This window comes from Paenibacillus sp. M2, assembly GCF_046713495.1.
GTDB lineage: Bacteria > Bacillota > Bacilli > Paenibacillales > Paenibacillaceae > Paenibacillus > Paenibacillus amylolyticus_B.
Genome location: NZ_CP169648.1, coordinates 310,226 through 329,561, shown reverse-complemented (window position 1 = coordinate 329,561; position 19,336 = coordinate 310,226). Strand labels below are relative to the sequence as shown.

The following is a 19,336-nucleotide window of genomic DNA, read 5'->3' as shown; positions in this document are numbered from 1 at the left end:
TTCGTCTTGGAATTACCCTTTGAGCCCAGAGGTCGCGATTCCTTCCACGAAGTACTTTTGACACACGATAAATACAATGAAACATGGCACCAACGACAACACCGACATGGCAAACATCGGGCCCCAATCGGATTGAGAACTCGAATCAAGGAACAGACGCAGACCTAGCGGCACGGTGTATTTGCTAACGTCACTCAAGTAGATCAACTGACTGAAGAAGTCGTCCCATGTCCACAAGAACGTAAAGATCATCGTGGTAACCAGTGCTGGAAACGCAAGTGGAATGATGATTTTGGTGTAGATTTTCACAGGACCGCAACCATCAATGGTAGCCGCCTCATCCAACTCTTTGGGCAATCCCCGGAAGAACTGTACCATGAGAAAAATGAAGAAGGCGTCGGTCGCGAGCCATTTTGGCACCACAAGCGGAAGATACGTATTCACCCACTCCAGGTGGTTGAAAAGGATATACTGCGGGATCAGCGTCACATGATGAGGCAGCATAATCGTCATGAGCATCAGGCCGAAGCAGATGGCTTTGAAACGAAAATTCAGTCGGGCGAAGGCATATGCCGCCATAGAGCAGGAGATGACATTGCCCAGCACGGCGCCAAGCGACAGGATGACAGAGTTGGTCAGGAAGCGGGAGAACGGATTCCCCTGAATACCGGACCAGCCATTCATGTAATTTTGCCAATTCCATTCCTGCGGCCAAAACCAGGTCTCTGTAAAGATCATATGTCCCGGTTTGAACGAGCTGCCCAGCATCCAGAGGATCGGGTAGAGCATGACAAAGGCGATGCCTGAGATCAACACATGTTTGCTGACGACCCATGCTGTAGAGTTCCGTTGTCCAATCATGATTTTCCACCATCCTCATAGTGCACCCACAGCTTGCTGCTGCGGAATACGAGCAATGTAAATACGCCAATCAGGATGACCAACACCCAGGCCATCGCAGAAGCATAGCCCATCTGAAAGAATGAGAATCCTTTTTTGTACAGATAGAGCGAATACATTAAGGTTGAGTTCACTGGCCCTCCGCTACCATTACTGATTACGAAAGCCTGCGTGAACGATTGAAAGGACGTAATCAGCTGCATGACGAGATTGAAGAAGATAACGGGTGACAGAATTGGCAACGTTATATAGAAGAATCTCCGCAGAGGGCCTGCACCATCTACCGCTGAGGCTTCATCATATTCGGGTGGAATCTGTTTCAAGCCTGCCAGGAAAATAATCATGGATGATCCAAACTGCCATACGGATAACAGCACAATGGAATATAGGGCATACTTCGGATTGGCAACCCAATCGGGCGCCTTAATGCCCACCATGGCAAGCACACTATTGAGTAGCCCGTCCCCGCCCAGCATTTTACGCCACAACATTGCAATTGCAACGCTACCTCCAAGTAATGTCGGAATGTAATACACCGTCCGGTAAATACCCAGCCCTCGAATCCCTTTATTGAGCAACATGGCTACCAGCAGCGCAAAGATCAATTTGACCGGTACGGATACAGCGACATACGTGAATGTAACTTTGAGCGACTGAGTGAACAGTTTATCCGATGTAAACATCGTCGTGTAGTTATCCAGACCGACCCAGGAAGGGGCGGCCAGGATACTATAATCGGTGAACGAAATGTACAAGGATACCAACATGGGACCAAGGGTTAGAAATAACAATCCGACAAGCCATGGGGCGAGGAACAGAAGCGCTGCTCCATTGTGGGCATATCTCCGTTTGACCCGCCGGGTAGCTACACGCTCGATTCGGGCTTGACTGACCTGTGATGTCGTCATCTTCGCAACCTCCCCGCAGAATTAGAAGTCTGGAACGGTTTCAATGGTTTATTGACTCGATCCAAGCGTAGCCTTGGCTCCTTCAATAAACTGGGCAATGACATCTGGCGTATCACCTTGACCGAAGGCGATCTGCTCGCTTGCGCTCTTGAAACTTGTGTCCACTTCAGCAAATCCTTGCGGGTACGGTGGATCAATCTCGCTGGAGTGCTTCGATACAGTATCGATAAATTGGAAAATGGTTTGCTCCGCTTCCGGCAGCGTAGGCTGCATCTTTTCACGAATGCTGGAATTGACCGGCACCCCACGTTCAGAACCAAGAATAGCGGTTGCTTCTGGATCATTGACCATGAAATCAATGAACATGGCAACTTCCTTTGGATGTTTGGTTTTGCCATAACCGGAGAGGAACTGGCCTGGTTTCAGATATTCACCGATTTGCTTTTCACCTGCACCATGCGGAAGCACTTGTATGCCAAGCTTATGATCCTGGTTTTTGTTCACCTGCTGGAATGTCAGCAATTGATTGGACCATGCAAAATCCATGGCAGCTGTGCCCAGTGAGATCGGGCGTGTCTCCAGTGCATTGGTTGTGGATGCCGTGATCTCCGCTGTGGTCACTCCACCATTCTCGCGCAATGCGCCCCACATATCGAACCATTGCTGAAGCTCCTCACTGGTAGCGGTCATCGTGCCACCATCAAACAATCCTTTCCCGGATTGTCGGATAAACACTTCGAACATGTTGGTTGTACCGGAAATGTCTGCAGATCCATAGAACCCCTCACCTTTGGCTGCGGCAATTTTGGTCGCCATATCCCCAAAATCCTTCCATGTCCAGCTCTCTTGCGGTTCCTCAATACCTAATTCTTGAAATACGGTGGCGTCATAAATGACACCTGGTGCGTTTACTCCGAGGGTAATCGCATATAATTTATCGTCAATGGATCCGGCTTTAATCATGCTCTGATCATGATCCTCTGTTCGCAGCTCTTTGCTCTCTGCAAATGGGGTCAGATCAAGCAAGGCCCCACGCCGGGCAAAGTCAGTCAGAAATGCGTAATCCATCTGGATGATATCTGGTGCATTTGAACCGGCTACCTGGGTAGTTAATTTGTCAAAATAACCATCCCAACCAGAGTATTCAGGTTTAATGGTGATTCCCGGATGTTTCTCTTCAAATAGTTGGATGACTTTGGTCGTCAGATCATGTCTGGTCTGTGATCCCCACCAGGTCATGCGCAGTTCAATCTTGCCTGAAGAGTCTCCTTCACTTCCACTTGCTTCGCCAGAAGAAGCTGGCTTATCCGTGGCTCCTCCCGAACAGGCTGTAGCGAACAATAACAGGGACAGGCAGAACAGGGTTACCCACTTTTTTGTAATCATCATAAATGAATTTCCTCCCCTTCTTGCATTTATGGAATCGCTTACAAAATATATTGTATCGGTCCATTGCTGCACATGACATAAACAAAAGTAAGCTTTCCTGTCAAAAAAGTAAGGAGTTACAGGAATCAAAAACCACCAGGAATGATATTCCCGGCGGTTCCGTTCCCGTATCGGTATGATTACGGGTATACATTGCATGATACATTGAGAAGAAGTTACTGGGCTGATATGGAACAAAGGTATGAACATCTAATCACGGCATTTTTTCTACGAGCCATTGGAATGTCCGAGCTCGATGTTCAGCTATAAAAATTGTGTTTCCTGCGAATCTGTCAGGAATGTGAGACTGCAGGTGAAGACACCCTGTGCTCAGCCAGATATTTCTTCATTTTTGCCACTTCGGTTCCTGCCAGCATCATAATGCCTATTCCGTGATTGTCATTGGTGACGGTACGCAAGTCCTGATCATAATACTCTGCTGTAAATGCATATCGTGATCCGCTGCACACGCCATGGACATTCCCTTGACGATCAATCGCTTTGCAGATGAGTCCCTTCCAAGCCCGTTCGGCAGCTGTGACGTAAACTTCTGGGTCTTTGAACCAGCCAAAGCGTACACCTCTCGCAAAACCATAGGCAAACATCGCCGTGCAGGAGGCTTCTTCATACGTCTGGGGAACATTCAATACCTGATGCCACAACCCGCTTTCCCCTTGAAGCGCTGCGTACCCTTCACAAAGCTCATTAAAGAAATCTATTAAGGCCGGGCGCTCGGGATGCTCTGCTGGCAAAGCTTCCAGTACCTCTGTCAAGGAAAACAGTGTCCAGCCATTCCCCCGTCCCCATGGAATCTGCGTCGCCTGTCCGTATTTGAAATCATACACATGGGACATGATCTTGAACTCAGGCATAAACAGATACTTCCGATACAGTGAAAATTGTCTGGCGGCTTCATCCAATGCGGTTGAGTTGCCTGTCACCCGGGCATAACGAACGAGAAACGGCGTGCTCATATAGAGGTCATCTGCCCACATGGTATTCTCGGCATACTCCCCTACACATGTGCGATAAAATGCACCATCCTCCTGCCTCTCCAGGCGGGAAAGCATGAAATCTGCAATGCGTTCAGCAATCGGAAGAAACGTTGGTTCATGACACTCTGAATACGATTCCAGCATGGCTGAACCAAAAGAACCGCAGTTATCCAGCATTTTCAGCATGACCAATTGTTGATTGACAGCCGGGAAACCATACTGCTCCCGATCCCATAAGGAGTACTCATACATCTGGGTACATGCCTGCACATGCTCAGCCGCATAACGTGTAATGTCCGGTCTTTGCAAATAACGCCCCGTCCGTAATAGACCATATACAGTGACACCCAATGGATAATCCCAGCGACCATAATTGGTCACACTGCCCACTGTCCATTTGTTGCTTAACATCGCATTCTCATAATAAGGTCTGATCCAAGCATCCGGTCGATCTAAGCGCCAATATGTCTGTCTTTGCCCCGTTTGATACACTCGGTCCGTTCGAGTCAGATCCGCCAAGTCCGGTTCAACCTCCGACTCAAAAGGTCCAACATATAACCAAGACTCTCCATTAGCACCGTGCACACGCTGAGGAAGTTCCAGTGAGAGCGGCTTGCCCGACACGGTTGCGTTCAAATTAAAATGCCAAGGTCCCGCCATATCGTCATATTCACTTCGGACAAGCAGGTCACTCCGTCCAAACGGGACTGTTACATCCACTTTGAACGAACCCGGCTCCTTCACTTGCGCCACAGGCTTGCCGCTAATCCAAATACTTAGAGAACCGGAGGATTGACCTGACAATCGTACCTGATTCCCGGTTGAATCGTTATTGTTCAGATGGGTCCAAGCATAAGCATGTTTTCCAGCAAGATTTCCGAATATTCGTTCGAAGGCTGGCTTGGTTTTATCTTCATCAGACCAGCCTGTCTCAGGCAACCAATTTAAGCTGTAGTCAGCTTCTTTACCAAGCAGGTCTGGTTGCTTACTCGCGGCCGGGTTCGGTTGAGAGAATACCCACCCCGCTTGCCCCTGTCTCTCCTGGAATGGAGCAAATACGTTCAAAATGCGCACCTTACCTTCATCTGATCCAAACTGGCAGCCAAAGCCGGCAGGAGTGTTTTTCATTTCCAGCCAAATGGTGTTCCAACCAGGCTTGATATCGATGCTGAGCTTCACCGTTGCGTCTGGACTAATCTCATCCATTACGGTTGAGCGATAGACCATCTGTTCATTGAAATAGAAACGAACAGGCCCATAGCAGCGGACCAGTACATCCAGGTTTCGGTCCTCGTCCCCCCAAACCAGTGCAGCTGCGTAGGATATATGGTCTTTAGGTGCATCAGGAAAACGTTTACCTAAGTTCAGATCATAAAGCCCTTTTTCATTTTGCAAAATACCAGACTTCTGGAATACCCGATATACAAAATCAGCCTGCGCATTGGCTCCAATATACCTCTCGGCTAGCACCTTCAGCACCTGATCCTGATCTTCTCCAAATCGGTAATACATGCTCTGTGGTTCACTGAAATAGGTCGTCATCGATGGCACACATCCTTCTCACGTTGAAATAAAGTCTTATATCATAGCATTCATACCATCCACACTGGAGCACCAAACTAATAAGTAATAATAAAGTATAGCGCTTAACCTAGGTGGGTAATCCCCTTACCGGGAATAGGTATGTCCCTTGGTTATCTTCTGAATAGCCGAATAATAATCCCAGTATAACTGACATGTTCTGTGGTGGCTACAGATTTTTGATTACGCTTACAAAAAATCAGAAAATTCGGTTTTCCCTTCGCCAATTACACCTTCATTGGACATTAATTCAAAAAAACGGAAAAAGTTACCGATATAGAGACTATATAAGTTGAACTAATCATTTACACAGAAACGTAGAGGACAGAAAAAACCTGAAAAAGCGAAGCGTTCGCCTTTATCACCGGATTTTTCCCTTGAGAAAAGGGAATCAAAAAAATCTGGGGATAACAGCGATTGGAAGGTTATTCTGTCATCGGAGTGTACGTGTGAATATATCTTTAGTTCAACTTATATAGATTGAGAATTCCACTTTTTGTATCGGGAAGGAAAGATGCACATTGAATACTCTTGAATCTCTGGTAAATGCTATGCCTTTTGTTAGCCAAATGTTTCGTGACGACATATCCATATCCATTAATGATCATGAGAAAGTATTGTATTTTTCCGAAGCAAAAAGTCTGGAGATTGGCGTGAAGGTTGGAGATGAACTGCATGACGATTATAAAAATTTCAAAATGCTCACCAACAAGGAGACGCGTACTGTTGCACGTATGCCTGGTGATCTGCAAGGCAGACCTTTCGACTCCATTCTTATTCCCATTAAGGAAAACGATCAGGTCGTGGGTATATTGGGTGTGAACTACGCACTGGACAGTCACATGACACTGGAAACGCTGATCCGTGAAAATGAAACAACCATTAATGCTCTCGTCGGTGGCATTCAGCAGATTGCGGCACATTCCGAAGAACTCTCTGCGACCTCGGAAGAGATTCTGCGCAACTCCAAAAAAGCTTCAGAGAACTCGGTCAGTGTAAGTAAAGTAACAAACGTCATTCGTGAAGTATCGGAACAAACCAATCTGCTTGGACTAAACGCCATGATAGAGGCAGCCCGTGTGGGCGATCAGGGAGCCGGATTCGGTGTCGTTGCCAGTGAAGTACGCAAGCTGTCCGATCATACGAAACAAGCAGCGGCTGATATCGAAACCTCCCTCGGTAGTGTACAGGATTCCATGAAACATATGGAGCAGGAGATCGGTCAGATTACAACCGCAACGGTGGATCAGGCCAAGCTTGTATCCGAGTTCATGGAAAGTATCGAACAGCTTAGTGAGACAAGCGCGAATCTGAAAAAGTTCGTACATCAGATGCTGGCGCTAGAATAGTAGGCCAGTTCCACAGCAGAAATAAAGAATGATATGAAATGTACATAGGAAATGATTTAGAATATGAAAAGCCTCCGGCCACTTCCCTTTGCAGGAAGTCAGCGGAGGCCTTATTTCGTGTTTGCGGTGATATCACCTTTATGGTTTATGGTCGCACGGCTGTTATATCTCTACAGCGACGCCAAAATGGTCGGAGACCACCGGCCCGTTTTTACCGTTCAAGACCACAGTGGAAGACTTAGCCTGAATCGGACGATTGGAGAAAATATAGTCGATCCGAAGATCGCGTTTGTTATCTGCCCAGCCGGCAATGGCCTTCACCACGGTTGCTCCTTCATCCTTTTGCAATGCGGTGGTGTACAGGTCATTCCAGCCTTTGCTCATCATATAATCATAGCCTTCACCACGTACTTCAGCGACATTATTGAAGTCACCCATCATATATAACGGGTGATCCATGTAGGGTGCAAGCTTGCTCTCCGTCATCTCCCATTGTCCCTTGAACGGTTCCTGTGCATCATCCCACCAGTTATAGTGTCCGTTCACAAACCAGGTTGCTTCACCTTGGACGACCGTCTGAATTCCCACAATCTTGCGTGTACGGTAATTGTTATAATCCCGCATGTGGGACACATATTCTCCAAAAGCCCGCGTAATCGGCGTCCGGCTAAGGATCGCCAGTCCTTCGTCATATTTTTGAAACCCGACGTGCACGGGAATCCACGTCCAGTAATATTGCTCTGTCAGCTGCTGAAGCAGGACGTAGGCATAGTTGTCTTTTTTAATCACAGCGTCGGATTCAGTGGCATAATACATCTTCAGTTCTTCTGCAGAAAGCGCCGCTTCCTGCATGGATTGGTTGACCTCCTGCATGGAGATCACATCAAATTGATGTGTATTAATAAAATCAGCCAGTTGACTGATCTTGTTCAGTTGATCCTCTTCCGCCCAGGCGTGTGTGTTTAACGTAAGTATTTTCATATGCTCTCTCCTGTTGTGTGTAGTATGGCCGTTTCCCCGGCCTGCATCGTTCCTGATAGGAATACATACCATAAGCATACACAATATGGTGCATTCTTGCATGTCGGCCGCCAGCAGAACCGACGTGTTCATCCTGATTCCAGTTGGTCTAAAATAACTTCAAATTCTTCATAACCCATGCACGGATTGGCTCATAACTGATATGATGGATACAACAAATTTACAACATCACATCATAGACGTGGTGATTACTGAACCTATGTTTACCCCAGGAGATGGAATGATGAACATACCAATTAACATGAGGATGGATGATGCGCAGTGGCAACAATTAATTCGGGAAGTTGCAGAGCATTTTAACAACCTGACGATCATGCGCGGATTCCAATATTATAAACAGAAACGTGTCGGACCATTAACCTATTCAGAACAACAAGGGATTTCGGCCGTTGTACAGGGATCGGAAGAATATGAGGTCACCCTGAGCATGCAATCCTTGTCTACAAGTCATTGTACCTGCCCGGTGAACTCCGTATGCAAACATATGACGGCTGTCTTGATGAGTTATGCCGAGCAACTGGAGCGACCTGTGCATGCGATTGTTAATGCACACTCCAGTACTGCGCTCAAACAAACGACCAAACCCGTCGGTGCCATGTCCGCAGGACGATCCAGCTATACAGATGCCGATGAACAGCAGGATACAGACATTCCGGACAACCAATACAGCCAGATCAAGGAACGTGCAACAGAGCTTGCCGATCTCGAAATCTCGGAATGGCATGAGCTATTCCACTCCTGTCTGAGACGGCTGGGTACTGGCACAGCAAGCACATCCTACGTACAGGAAGCAACGGACGAGCTATATGCCATTAAACCAAGGCTGTCCGCTGTAATGGACCAGCTTTTTGAACTACATGTGCAGCTGCACCTCATCCGATTCTGCGTGCCTCCGGCTCGTAACTCCATCACGCATACCCCCGTGTACTTGAGCTACCCTGCCCAGCTCGCGGTGGATGCACTTCAGAAAGACATTGAACGGATCTTTAACCATCCGCTAGACCTGTCAGGTCTAGCGGGAAACAAGCTTGAACAACTTTGGAACAGACTGGCCGAAACCTCAGCTTATTTACGCAAACAGATGATGCCTGAGACAGCCAGCATGATGTTCTTCACTCCGATCTATCGACAACTGTGGTTGAACTGGATCGTACCTGAGCTGCAAGGGTCGCGGGACATGTTAGTGTCGGAACAGGCCATCTTAGATGATATAGAACGCAATATAACCGCCGCTTCGCCACCTTCCCAGTCAGGTGGAAGTGTATTGGGTAGCGCTCAGAGTAATGAAAGTAGTATCGATAGACCAAGCAAAGCAGTGACACTGCCTTTACCACTGGTACTCGCGCAGAGCTGGATGTACTTCCATGTAGGGCAAGATGATCAGGCATGGCAGCGACTCATCCATGGAAGCTCGGCCTACGGTTTCCCGCCAGAACATCTGTTGCATTTTCTCCATGTACTCGCAGATTCGGCTGAATGGAAAAGGCTTGGGGATTGGTTGGTACAACTTGGCCCCCTTCTGGCGAATCGGCGTAATACACCTTTGAATGATTACATGCATCTGTGGGATACGGCCATTCAACATCTGCCCGATGCAGAGAACCGTATGTGGGACACACTTGTCAGTATGCTTCCCCACTCCCGCCCCGCCTACGAGGATGCCATGCATTCGCGTGGACAGTGGCGCAGATGGATTGATTTTCAGCTGAGTACGGGAACGGAACCTCTCGAATTCCGCGTAGCGATGCTGCAACCAATCGAAAAAGATGCACCTGAGCTGCTGCTTCCCTTCTATCATCAGGCAGTGGAGCGTTATATCGGACACAAAAACAGGGACGGATACAAAGCAGCGGTGAAGCTGCTAAAACGTCTGTCCAAAATCTATAAAAAAATGAAGCAAGAAGCGCACTGGGAGCAATTCATCACCACACTTGCCGTTCGTAACAGTCGGCTGCGCGCCCTACAGGAAGAGCTTCGGAAAGGTAAACTGATCTCATGACCTTAATTCATCCTTACACTGAAACGATTGAGGTTCACGTCGCTTTAACCGGATATGGCGATGCTTTGTTTTACGGAGCACTCAACACACACCACTTTGTACCGGGACAGTCGCTTAAGCAGCGATTGTTCGCTTGGCATGCGCCTTCCTTCTACGGTACCGAACTGGAAATTCGGCAGATTGAGGAGATTGAGCTGGTTGTTCTGCCTGCGGAAGAAGTCATTCCCTTCTTTGCCGAGATGCACACGTTACTTCATATTGAATGGAAATGGGACGAGCAAACGGAACATCTGATTCGTCTAGCTCCCGCGCTCGCAGCATCTATCGAAAAACGCAAATACGTACCTAGCTTCGAGGCCTACCGTGCAGGACAACTTCAGTGGACCTGGGACCCTGACAGCTTGAAAAAGCAGGAGCGGGCATCGCTTACCAAGGCGATTCAACAGACCGACGAGAGTTATGCCGAAGGACTTGGGGCGGCCTACTCCGCCTTTGTGTTCCAGCGCTGGTACAGTTCGGAGGAAGCAGCAACCGATCTGCGACGTGAATTCCCGCAGTTATTCCCAGAACGTGGGACTCTACCCAAGACAGCCGGGATGGATGCTCAGTCCTGGCTCGTATCCATTGGCTGGAAAGCGGATGCCGCACCATTCAGACCCATGCTGCAGTTGCAGGAACCGGACGAGGATGAGCCATCTTGGCGGCTGCGACTGGTATTGCAGAATAAGCTGGATGCCGCTGTATTGGTGCCCGTCATGCTGGATTCACGGGGCCGGCTTGAAGGCGAATGGCCAGAGGTATGGACACCGTTCATTCTGGACCGCTCCGCCGGATGGCTGGATCAACTGCGTGCACACCTGCCGCGTCTCGGAAGCTCCATTAGCGGCAGGCGGGATGTGCTGAGTGACCCTTTGGGAGATCAGGAAGCCTGGCAGTTCCTGACGCAGGATAGCGGGCGGTTGCTCGCAGCGGGCTGGCAAGTTCTGCTGCCTGGTTGGTGGGAAGCAGCCCGTAAGAAGAAACCAAAGCTGCGTGCTAAGGTGCAACCGGAGGAAGGCAGTGAGCGGGGACAGTCATTCTTTGGACTGGACTCGATTATTCATTTTGACTGGCGAATTGCGATTGGTGATACGGATCTCAGCGAAGATGAGTTCGCCGATCTTGTGGCCCGTAATGAACGATTGGTTCGCTTCCGAGGTGAATGGGTCCCTCTCGACCCCGACCTGCTGGAACAGATACGTCGTGCCATGGGCGGTGTAGATCGGGAACAAGGACTCTCATTTCAGGATATTCTGCACCTGCATCTGTTGCATAATGAGCAACGGGAATATCGCAATCAGAAATGGAAGGAAGGACAACAAACCGAGGAAGAGCAGCAACCACAGGATGATCAGAACATTCGGCTGGAAGTAGAACTGAATGAGCACCTGAATCGGGTTATCGCACAACTGGGGGGTGGACAAGGTGGCGCGCCTTCTCTGCCCATTCCTACAGGACTTCATGCCGAGCTGCGATCGTATCAGAAGGAAGGTTTTGCATGGCTTGGTTTCCTGCGCAGATTCGGACTTGGGGCATGTCTTGCCGATGATATGGGTCTCGGGAAAACTATTCAGTTCATCACATATCTGTTACACATCAAGGATCATGAACCACGTAAGCCGGGACAAGCCCCGGTACTTCTGATCTGCCCAACCTCCGTACTGGGCAACTGGCAAAAGGAAATTAGCCGCTTTGCACCCTCCATTAATGTCAGTCTGCATTATGGCGCACGCCGATTAGGTGGAGAAGAATTCCGGGAGCAGACCGAGCAGGTGGATATTATTATCACGTCCTTTGCTACGGCTACACTGGATCAGGAGATGTTACAAACCTATACCTGGGCATGCATCTGTCTCGATGAGGCACAGAATATCAAAAACGCCCAGACCAAACAGTCGCTGGCTGTCCGCAGCTTCCCTGCGAAACACCGCATTGCCATGACAGGTACGCCGATCGAGAATCGGTTGTCCGAGCTGTGGTCGATCTATGACTTTATCAATCCAGGATATCTGGGCAACGCCCGGGCATTCCAGACTCGTTTCATCAGTGCCATAGAGAAAGACAAGGATGAGCAGCGGATGCAGGATCTGCAGCAATTGGTGAAACCATTCATGCTACGCCGTAAGAAAAAAGATCCCAATATCCAGCTCGATCTGCCGGACAAAAACGAGATGAAAACCTATATTCACCTTACGGGCGAACAAAGTGCATTGTATGACCAGTCCGTACAGGCCCTGATGGATAAAATGAAAGAGCTGGAAGGCATTAAGCGCAAAGGTGCCATTCTATCGGCGTTAACCCAGCTTAAACAGTTGTGTGATCACCCTCTGCTGCTAACGAAAGAAGCTTTGCCGGAGGAACTTCCCGAAGACGGCGCACTGACATCTGCTTATGACGTGTACAGCCCGCAGGATATGGCAATGCTGATCAGCCGTTCCGCGAAGCTGGAACGACTGATGGAGCTTGTCCGTGAATTGCGGGATGAGGGCGAGCGATGCCTGATTTTCACCCAATATATCGGTATGGGGCAGATGCTGCAGCAGGTACTGCGTCAGGAGTTGCAAGAGCCTGTGCTTTACCTGCACGGGGGCACATCCAAGACAGCAAGGGATCGTATGATTGAGAAATTCCAATCCCGTACTTTGCCTGAGGATAAGCAACCATCCGTCTTTATTCTGTCCATCAAGGCTGGCGGTGTGGGATTGAATCTGACCGCAGCCAATTATGTCTTCCATTTTGACCGCTGGTGGAACCCGGCTGTTGAGAATCAAGCTACCGACCGTGCTTATCGGATGGGTCAGACCAAAGATGTACAGGTGCATAAGTTCATCTCTCTCGGTACACTGGAGGAACGTATTGACGAGATGTTGGAGAGCAAACAACAACTTAGCGATAACATCATCACAAGCTCCGAGAACTGGATTACGGAATTGTCGACGGATGAGTTGAAGGATCTGTTCACTCGGCGTCGTGACTGGTCGGGCTAACTTGGATTGAAGGAAAATACAAAAGAGCGAAGTTTCGGAATTAGAATTCCGGCTTCGCTCTTTTTGTATTGTTGCAGTTAATCATCCGTTCTTAACGCATGTTACCGATGATGGATGATCTTGATTCCTGCATTTTTTTGATAAAGTTTGTCATTACTTCAAATGCTTCATTACGCTTGTTGGACATGGACTGCAGACGAAGCATGTCCATCTGCTGGGAATTGCTCGCAGCATCAAATTGACCTTTCAGCTTCTGAACAGCTGCTTCATCCCCGTTTTGTTGAGCTATCGACAATTGTGCATTCAAATCTGCAATATAATTGTTACGGTTCTGTACTTCCTGAATTTGTGTCTGCAATTGGGCATCCAATAATTTGGTGCGTTCTTGTTGAACCAACATCAAAGCAGTTTCGATATCCATACTTTGAATATTAGCCATAGAAATACTAGAGATATTCGAATTAGAGATTGTGCTTGCCGAGGCTGAAGACACGATTGACACAGCTGCAATAGCAGCAACCATCGTTGAAGTGACGAATTTTCCTGTACGTTTCATTGTTCAATTTCCCCCGATTAGATATGTAATATGTACCATTATAATGTAGTTTCTTTCGACATCTTATATCAAAAGACCTAGATGTACAATCAAATTAACATCAAATTTGAATTAATTTTGATAACCCTTACACATGCCTACCTCCGCTTACAAATTGAGTAAATTAAAAAGAAAATTATAAGTAAACGTGCATTCTTAAGGGCATATTTACTACTACTAGATTGTTCTTTACGCCTACCCTTGAAAGTAACAATGGAGATCGAAGATACGTTCATGATTTTACTTTAGAACATGATTATGTTATGTTTAATAATAGATTTTACACAATTTAATTTTGTGATATTTAATATAAATGAATGTTATACACTTTACGGGAGGTTTTTATATGAAAAAGATACTGGTTGTTCTAACAAATGTAGATAAATACGCAACGAAGGACGAACCTACCGGCTTGTGGCTGAGCGAAGCAACTCACTTTATTGAAGAATTTGACCATAATGACAATGTTCAGATCGATCTGGTTAGCCCTAAAGGCGGTAACGTACCTCTTGATCCGAAAAGTCTCGGTGACTCCCTGGATGAGAGCACCAAAACCTATTTTGAGAACGAAACATTCATGAACCAATTGAAGAACACGTTGAAACCTGGCGAAGTAAACGCGAGCGACTACGATGCAATCTACTTCACAGGCGGTCACGGTACGATGTGGGATTTCCCGGACAATGCGGAACTTCAAGAGCTTTCTTGTGAAATCTATGAAAAAGGTGGCGTTGTATCCGGCGTGTGCCACGGGGTTACAGCCCTGCTGAACGTGAAGCTGTCCAACGGCCTGCTTTTGATCAACGACAAAACGGTTTCCGGCTTCACGAATGAAGAGGAAGCATTGGCTCAACAAACCGAGTATGTTCCTTTCCTGTTGGAAGATGCTTTGAGAGAACGCGCTGCACAATACGATAAAGCTGCTGCATTCAGTTCCTTTGTCACAACTGATGGCCGCGTAGTCACAGGACAGAATCCGCAATCCAGCAAAGCGGTAGCTGAAAGTGTTAAACAATTGCTTGGTCTGTAACATATAGATGTACAAAGCAAAACAGCATGTGATCCGTCATGACCTGACAGAACACATGCTGTTTTTTCTAGTGATTTGTTGATGCAGAAGCTTCCGTCGCTGTTCCTCCAGCCAGACGCTTCACGATATAAGGCACGGTCACCGACGTCAGGATCACGGCAAACGCAATCTGAGCGATAGCGGTGTCCACATAAGGCGCATACGCCGGATTGAATTCGGCAGCCATTGAAGGCACCACCATAGACAATCCGGCAACCGAACATGTCGCAGCCGCTGCGTAACCGGGCCGTCCTAATATCTTCCGATCAATTCCAATGAGCGGCAGCATGCAGATCAGTAAAAATAACACCGTGACCAATAAGCCGGATAGACTGGATTGAAATGCAATACGCAGATCAATATTCGACCCAAAGCTTGTACCCAGGAAAGGCAGCAGAATCAGTGTTCCCGGAGCGAACATCTTCTGTATGTTGCGATCCAGGTTACCAAGAAGTATGCCGATAAAAAAAGGTACTAGCGTAGCAAGAACACTAAGGTAATCCATACCAACACCGCTTGCCGAATTCAATATCATGACCGGAATAACCGGTACGGCAATCAGATTCAGAATGCCAAACGCAGCACGATCCACATCATCTCCGTACGTGTTCATCAAGGCCAGATATAACCCTGGATTACAACTGGTCAGAACGGCGATGAAAGCTACTGCAGACACGCCTCCAACCCCACTAATGCCAAAAAAGTGTACAAATGCCCAGCCGAACAGGCAGCTGATGAGAATACGTGAAATACAGAGTACTCCTGCTCTCTTCAAGGTCATCAGAAGCTGTGACAGATTGAGCTGTGTACCAGACACGAGCAAAATCATGCCAATCAGCACCATGGTACCTTTCGATGTGAACAGCGCTGTTGTTGGATCTCCGATCTGAAAGAACGACGGGAAAATCGTGTTGATAACCGCGGCGGCAAGCATAGGAACAATCAGCAAGCCGCCAGGGATTTTTTTGATTCGGCCCAGAATATTCATGACCTGTTACAGTTCTGCTCCGTTGGTACGGATCACATTCTGATACCAGAAGAACGAATCCTTCCGATATCTTTTCAGCGTACCATTGCCATAGTCATCCTGATCCACGTAGATAAATCCGTACCGTTTGCTCATCTCGGAAGTCCCTGAACTGATCATGTCGATGGGCCCCCACATCGTGTATCCCAACACCTCGACCCCATCAGCAATGGCGAGTCCCATCTGTTCGATATGTTTGCTCAGGAAATCAATCCGGTAGGGATCGTTGATCGTTCCGTCCTCATTCAGCTTGTCGTAGAAGCCTGAGCTGTTCTCCAGAATGAAAACAGGTTTTTGATACCGATCATAGACGAGATTAAGCGTATAACGCAGGCCAATGGGATCAATCTGCCAACCCCACTCGTTTGCAGGCAAATGCGGGTTTTTGTAGACACTGTGTACGTTTCCGGCTGTTAATTCAAGTTGTTCGGTATCACTACTGGAAATCATCGAGTTGTAATATGACATCCCCACGAAATCAGCCGTATTTGCGCGAATGTTATCCAGATCGCCGTCCTCGATGTTCAACCGGATCTCCTTGTTTTTGAAATACGTTTTACTATAATAAGGGTACTCGCCTTTATTGAGCACATCCAGATAGAATTGATTTTTCATCTGATCATCCTGCTGCATCTGAAGTGCATCCTCCGGCTTGCATGTGTATGGGTACGTTGTAAAATATGCCACCATGCTTCCGATCTGGTTATTCGGATCAATCTCATGGGCCATCTTGGTTGCTCTGGACGCAGCTACAAATTGATGATGCAATCCCTGAAACAGCATTTCCTCATAATTCGGTGCATCATAATCAATGATTCCCAGCGTCTTGGCAGATGCCTTCACGCTCATGTTGATCTCGTTGAACGTCACCCAATATTTCACTTTGCCCTTGTAGCGATTGAACAGCACATCACAATAGTTCACATACAGATCGATCAGCTTGCGGTTGTACCATCCTCCGAACTTGTCCATCAGTACAATCGGTGTATCAAAGTGGCTAATGGTGATCAGGGGCTCCATACCCTGTTTCAGACATTCATCAATAACCTGATCATAGAACTCCAGTGCCTTTTCGTTCGGAGCGGCATCGTCGCCACCTGGAAAGACTCTGGCCCAAGAAATGGAATAACGGAACACTTTGAAGCCCATCTCGGCGAATAATGCGATATCCTCACGGAAGTTATGATAGAAATCGATCCCCCGGCGCTTTGGATATTTAACCGTATCCGGGTCATTCCTGGCCTCTTCAATCATCTCCCAATTAACCCTGATCTGCTTGGTCACTTTACGGTCGTTCTTCTCGTTAAATTTCATCACTTCGGGAATGGTCAGACTCTTGCCGTCCACATTATAAGCACCTTCAGCCTGACAGGCAGAAAGCGCCCCGCCCCATAAAAAATCTTTTGGAAAATTGGAATTTGTCATTTTAGTTTCCTCCTGTTATTACGTGTTATTTAAATGGTCTTATTTAAGGTTCTAGGGGATTAGCTTGATCAGCGCTTCACTCTCCCGGATCGGGCCGCTGGTCGCTGTAGTCAGTACGTCCCCATACTGTTGCATGTTGGTAACAACAATAGATGTAATGGTGTTATAACCTGCTATCGTAATACCTTCTGGATCAAACTCCACCAATAAATCGCCAGCCTTGATTGTCTGTCCCTGTTCGATATGGGCGGTAAAATATTTGCCTTTGAGGCTGACAGTATCCACCCCGATATGAATGAGGATCTCAACACCATTCGCCGCCTTCAATCCGATAGCATGTTTGGTGCGATAAAGGGCCTCGACTACTCCGTCAAATGGAGCATATACCTTGCCATCTGTCGGAAGAATCGCAATGCCTTTACCCATCAACTCTTGAGCAAATGCCTGATCGTCCACTTCAGAGATCGGTTTGATCTCCCCTGTCATTGGACTAACGATAAGCATGTCAGAAGAAGTGGATGTCTGTGATGATACGGACGCTGGAGTTACCTCTGAGGCAACGACTGTCTGATTGCTATTTACTTTATTCGTAGCTTGTTGCTTCGATTTATTTCCATCTGTATCTTCCTTGATGCCCGCCAACAGCGTGAACACAAAGCCAAGTACAACTGCGGCAATACAACCAATAACAACATACATGTAACGATCAGAGGAATACGTGCCAATTGCCAATACACCTGGAAGTGAAATTGCATTCGCTGTTGTGTGCACCAAGCTGTAGAATCCACCGACTAATCCACCTGCCAGGCAACCTGCGAAAAAGGGCCGTTTGTATTTCAGCGTTACCCCATAGATCGCCGGCTCGGTAATCCCGAACAACGCGGTGAATCCGCTCGAAGCAGCCGCTGATTTCATCGTTTTACTCTTCGTTAGGACAAACACACCGAAGGCTGCTCCAGCCTGAGCCAAATTCGCTGCCAGTGCTGTTGGTAACAACACGGTTGCGCCCAGAGTAGCCACTTGTTGAACCTGGATAGGCATGATGGCATAGTGCATACCGAACATAACCATGATCGGTTTGAAAAATCCAAGAATCGCACCAGCAAGAACACCTGCGGTTGAGAACAATGAGTTAATGCCATTGGTCAACCAGTCACCGATATATGATCCTACTGGGCCAAGCACGATCAGTTCCACTGGAATCATAATGAACAAAACAATCATTGGGGTAAGCAGGACCTGTAGAAACTTGGGAATCACTCGATTGACGATTGGATACACATAACTCATAATCCATACCGCCAAAATGATTGGAATGACGGAAGAGGAATATTTCATCAGCAGAATCGGCATGCCGAGAAAATCAATACGGTTTACACCCGTCTCAGCAATCTGAGCCGCAGCGTTCAAAATAGTTGGATGCATGAGTCCCGCAGCAAGAGCTACCGCCAAATAGGGATTGGTTTTGAAACGGTTTGCTGCACTAACAGCCAGGAAAAACGGCATGAAGTAGAAAATACAGTCCCCGATCATGTTAATGATCGTCAGGAAGCCCGATCCTTCCAGGTACCCCATTGCAGTTATTACGGTAGCCAAACATTTGATCATACCGCATCCAACAAGTGCTGGCAGAACAGGCGTGAATATACCTGCGATGGTTTCAAGCACTACGTTGACGGGGTTACGTCTCTTTTTCGGTCCACTGTCTGTAGACTCCGTAGGCTCGCCAATCTTGTCAGAAGTTAGATTCTTCACTTCACTATATACCGCGTCTACTTTGGCACCGATAACAACCTGAACCTGTCCACCGGAATTTTGTGCCTTGAGCACGCCTTCGAGCTGATCCAGTGCCTTGAGGTCTGCTTTGTTATCATCCTTTAATACGAATCTCAAACGGGTTGCACAGTGTGTTAGCCCGGATATATTTTGCTCGCCGCCAACGAGATCAAGTACGTTTTTAGCCAAGTCTTTGTTGTTCATGACCCTTCTCCTC

Annotated in this window: 13 protein-coding genes; 4 read left to right on the top strand and 9 right to left on the bottom strand. The window is 47.6% G+C overall.

What is annotated here, in order from left to right; all coding sequences use genetic code 11:
- Positions 1-12: 12 nt before the first annotated feature.
- The 4 genes from ACETMN_RS01495 to ACETMN_RS01480 form a co-directional block, all read right to left on the bottom strand.
- Positions 13-861, bottom strand: a complete 849-nt coding sequence (locus tag ACETMN_RS01495; RefSeq protein ID WP_036616400.1) for a carbohydrate ABC transporter permease — start codon at positions 859-861, stop codon at positions 13-15.
- Positions 858-1,808: a carbohydrate ABC transporter permease gene (locus ACETMN_RS01490; RefSeq protein ID WP_206105824.1), complete on the bottom strand. Its 951-nt coding sequence runs from the start codon at positions 1,806-1,808 to the stop codon at positions 858-860. Before ACETMN_RS01490 ends, ACETMN_RS01495 begins: the two co-directional genes overlap by 4 nt.
- A 48-nt stretch (positions 1,809-1,856) precedes the next feature.
- Positions 1,857-3,197, bottom strand: a complete 1,341-nt coding sequence (locus ACETMN_RS01485) for an ABC transporter substrate-binding protein (RefSeq protein WP_411735684.1) — start codon at positions 3,195-3,197, stop codon at positions 1,857-1,859.
- A 332-nt stretch (positions 3,198-3,529) separates the two neighbouring features.
- Positions 3,530-5,773 (bottom strand): glycoside hydrolase family 105 protein, encoded by a 2,244-nt coding sequence (locus tag ACETMN_RS01480; protein ID WP_411735683.1) that lies wholly within the window; start codon positions 5,771-5,773, stop codon positions 3,530-3,532.
- 560 nt (positions 5,774-6,333) lie between these two features.
- Here ACETMN_RS01480 and ACETMN_RS01475 point away from each other — a divergent pair.
- Positions 6,334-7,161, top strand: a complete 828-nt coding sequence (locus ACETMN_RS01475; protein ID WP_091012155.1) for a methyl-accepting chemotaxis protein — start codon at positions 6,334-6,336, stop codon at positions 7,159-7,161.
- A 162-nt stretch (positions 7,162-7,323) separates the two neighbouring features.
- On the opposite strand, the gene ACETMN_RS01470 is transcribed toward ACETMN_RS01475, so the two are convergent.
- Positions 7,324-8,142 (bottom strand): endonuclease/exonuclease/phosphatase family protein, encoded by an 819-nt coding sequence (locus ACETMN_RS01470; RefSeq protein ID WP_411735682.1) that lies wholly within the window; start codon positions 8,140-8,142, stop codon positions 7,324-7,326.
- A gap of 283 nt (positions 8,143-8,425) precedes the next feature.
- On the opposite strand from ACETMN_RS01470, the gene ACETMN_RS01465 reads away from it, so the two are divergent.
- A complete protein-coding gene (locus ACETMN_RS01465; RefSeq protein ID WP_411735681.1) occupies positions 8,426-10,201 on the top strand; it encodes an SWIM zinc finger family protein in 1,776 nt (591 codons plus the stop codon).
- Between the two features lie 5 nt (positions 10,202-10,206).
- Complete coding sequence (locus ACETMN_RS01460; RefSeq protein ID WP_411736389.1) at positions 10,207-13,227, top strand: DEAD/DEAH box helicase; 3,021 nt, start codon at positions 10,207-10,209, stop codon at positions 13,225-13,227.
- 91 nt (positions 13,228-13,318) lie between these two features.
- On the opposite strand, the gene ACETMN_RS01455 is transcribed toward ACETMN_RS01460, so the two are convergent.
- Entirely contained in the window at positions 13,319-13,783 is a 465-nt protein-coding gene (locus ACETMN_RS01455; RefSeq protein WP_411735680.1) for a hypothetical protein, read from the bottom strand.
- 385 nt (positions 13,784-14,168) lie between these two features.
- Here ACETMN_RS01455 and ACETMN_RS01450 point away from each other — a divergent pair, with 385 nt between their 5' ends.
- A complete protein-coding gene (locus tag ACETMN_RS01450; protein WP_411735679.1) occupies positions 14,169-14,852 on the top strand; it encodes a type 1 glutamine amidotransferase domain-containing protein in 684 nt (227 codons plus the stop codon).
- 67 nt (positions 14,853-14,919) lie between these two features.
- On the opposite strand, the gene ACETMN_RS01445 is transcribed toward ACETMN_RS01450, so the two are convergent.
- Genes ACETMN_RS01445 through ACETMN_RS01435 form a run of 3 tightly spaced genes read right to left on the bottom strand, consistent with a single transcriptional unit; the run spans position 14,920 to position 19,323 of the window.
- The gene (locus tag ACETMN_RS01445; RefSeq protein ID WP_105602211.1) at positions 14,920-15,879 is read right to left on the bottom strand and encodes a 2-keto-3-deoxygluconate permease; all 960 of its coding nucleotides are present in this window, start codon (positions 15,877-15,879) and stop codon (positions 14,920-14,922) included.
- Between the two features lie 6 nt (positions 15,880-15,885).
- Positions 15,886-17,343 (bottom strand): glycoside hydrolase family 1 protein, encoded by a 1,458-nt coding sequence (locus ACETMN_RS01440; RefSeq protein WP_091012147.1) that lies wholly within the window; start codon positions 17,341-17,343, stop codon positions 15,886-15,888.
- 51 nt (positions 17,344-17,394) lie between these two features.
- Positions 17,395-19,323, bottom strand: coding sequence for a beta-glucoside-specific PTS transporter subunit IIABC (locus ACETMN_RS01435; protein ID WP_411735678.1), 1,929 nt, complete (start codon positions 19,321-19,323; stop codon positions 17,395-17,397).
- Between the last annotated feature and the right edge of the window lie 13 nt (positions 19,324-19,336).

Coding starts and splice junctions, on each gene's coding strand:
- ACETMN_RS01495 (WP_036616400.1), bottom strand. CDS start 861: ATGATTGGACAACGGAACTCTACAGCATGGGTCGTCAGCAAACATGTG.
- ACETMN_RS01490 (WP_206105824.1), bottom strand. CDS start 1,808: ATGACGACATCACAGGTCAGTCAAGCCCGAATCGAGCGTGTAGCTACC.
- ACETMN_RS01485 (WP_411735684.1), bottom strand. CDS start 3,197: ATGATGATTACAAAAAAGTGGGTAACCCTGTTCTGCCTGTCCCTGTTA.
- ACETMN_RS01480 (WP_411735683.1), bottom strand. CDS start 5,773: ATGACGACCTATTTCAGTGAACCACAGAGCATGTATTACCGATTTGGA.
- ACETMN_RS01470 (WP_411735682.1), bottom strand. CDS start 8,142: ATGAAAATACTTACGTTAAACACACACGCCTGGGCGGAAGAGGATCAA.
- ACETMN_RS01465 (WP_411735681.1), top strand. CDS start 8,426: ATGAACATACCAATTAACATGAGGATGGATGATGCGCAGTGGCAACAA.
- ACETMN_RS01455 (WP_411735680.1), bottom strand. CDS start 13,783: ATGAAACGTACAGGAAAATTCGTCACTTCAACGATGGTTGCTGCTATT.
- ACETMN_RS01450 (WP_411735679.1), top strand. CDS start 14,169: ATGAAAAAGATACTGGTTGTTCTAACAAATGTAGATAAATACGCAACG.
- ACETMN_RS01445 (WP_105602211.1), bottom strand. CDS start 15,879: ATGAATATTCTGGGCCGAATCAAAAAAATCCCTGGCGGCTTGCTGATT.
- ACETMN_RS01440 (WP_091012147.1), bottom strand. CDS start 17,343: ATGACAAATTCCAATTTTCCAAAAGATTTTTTATGGGGCGGGGCGCTT.
- ACETMN_RS01435 (WP_411735678.1), bottom strand. CDS start 19,323: ATGAACAACAAAGACTTGGCTAAAAACGTACTTGATCTCGTTGGCGGC.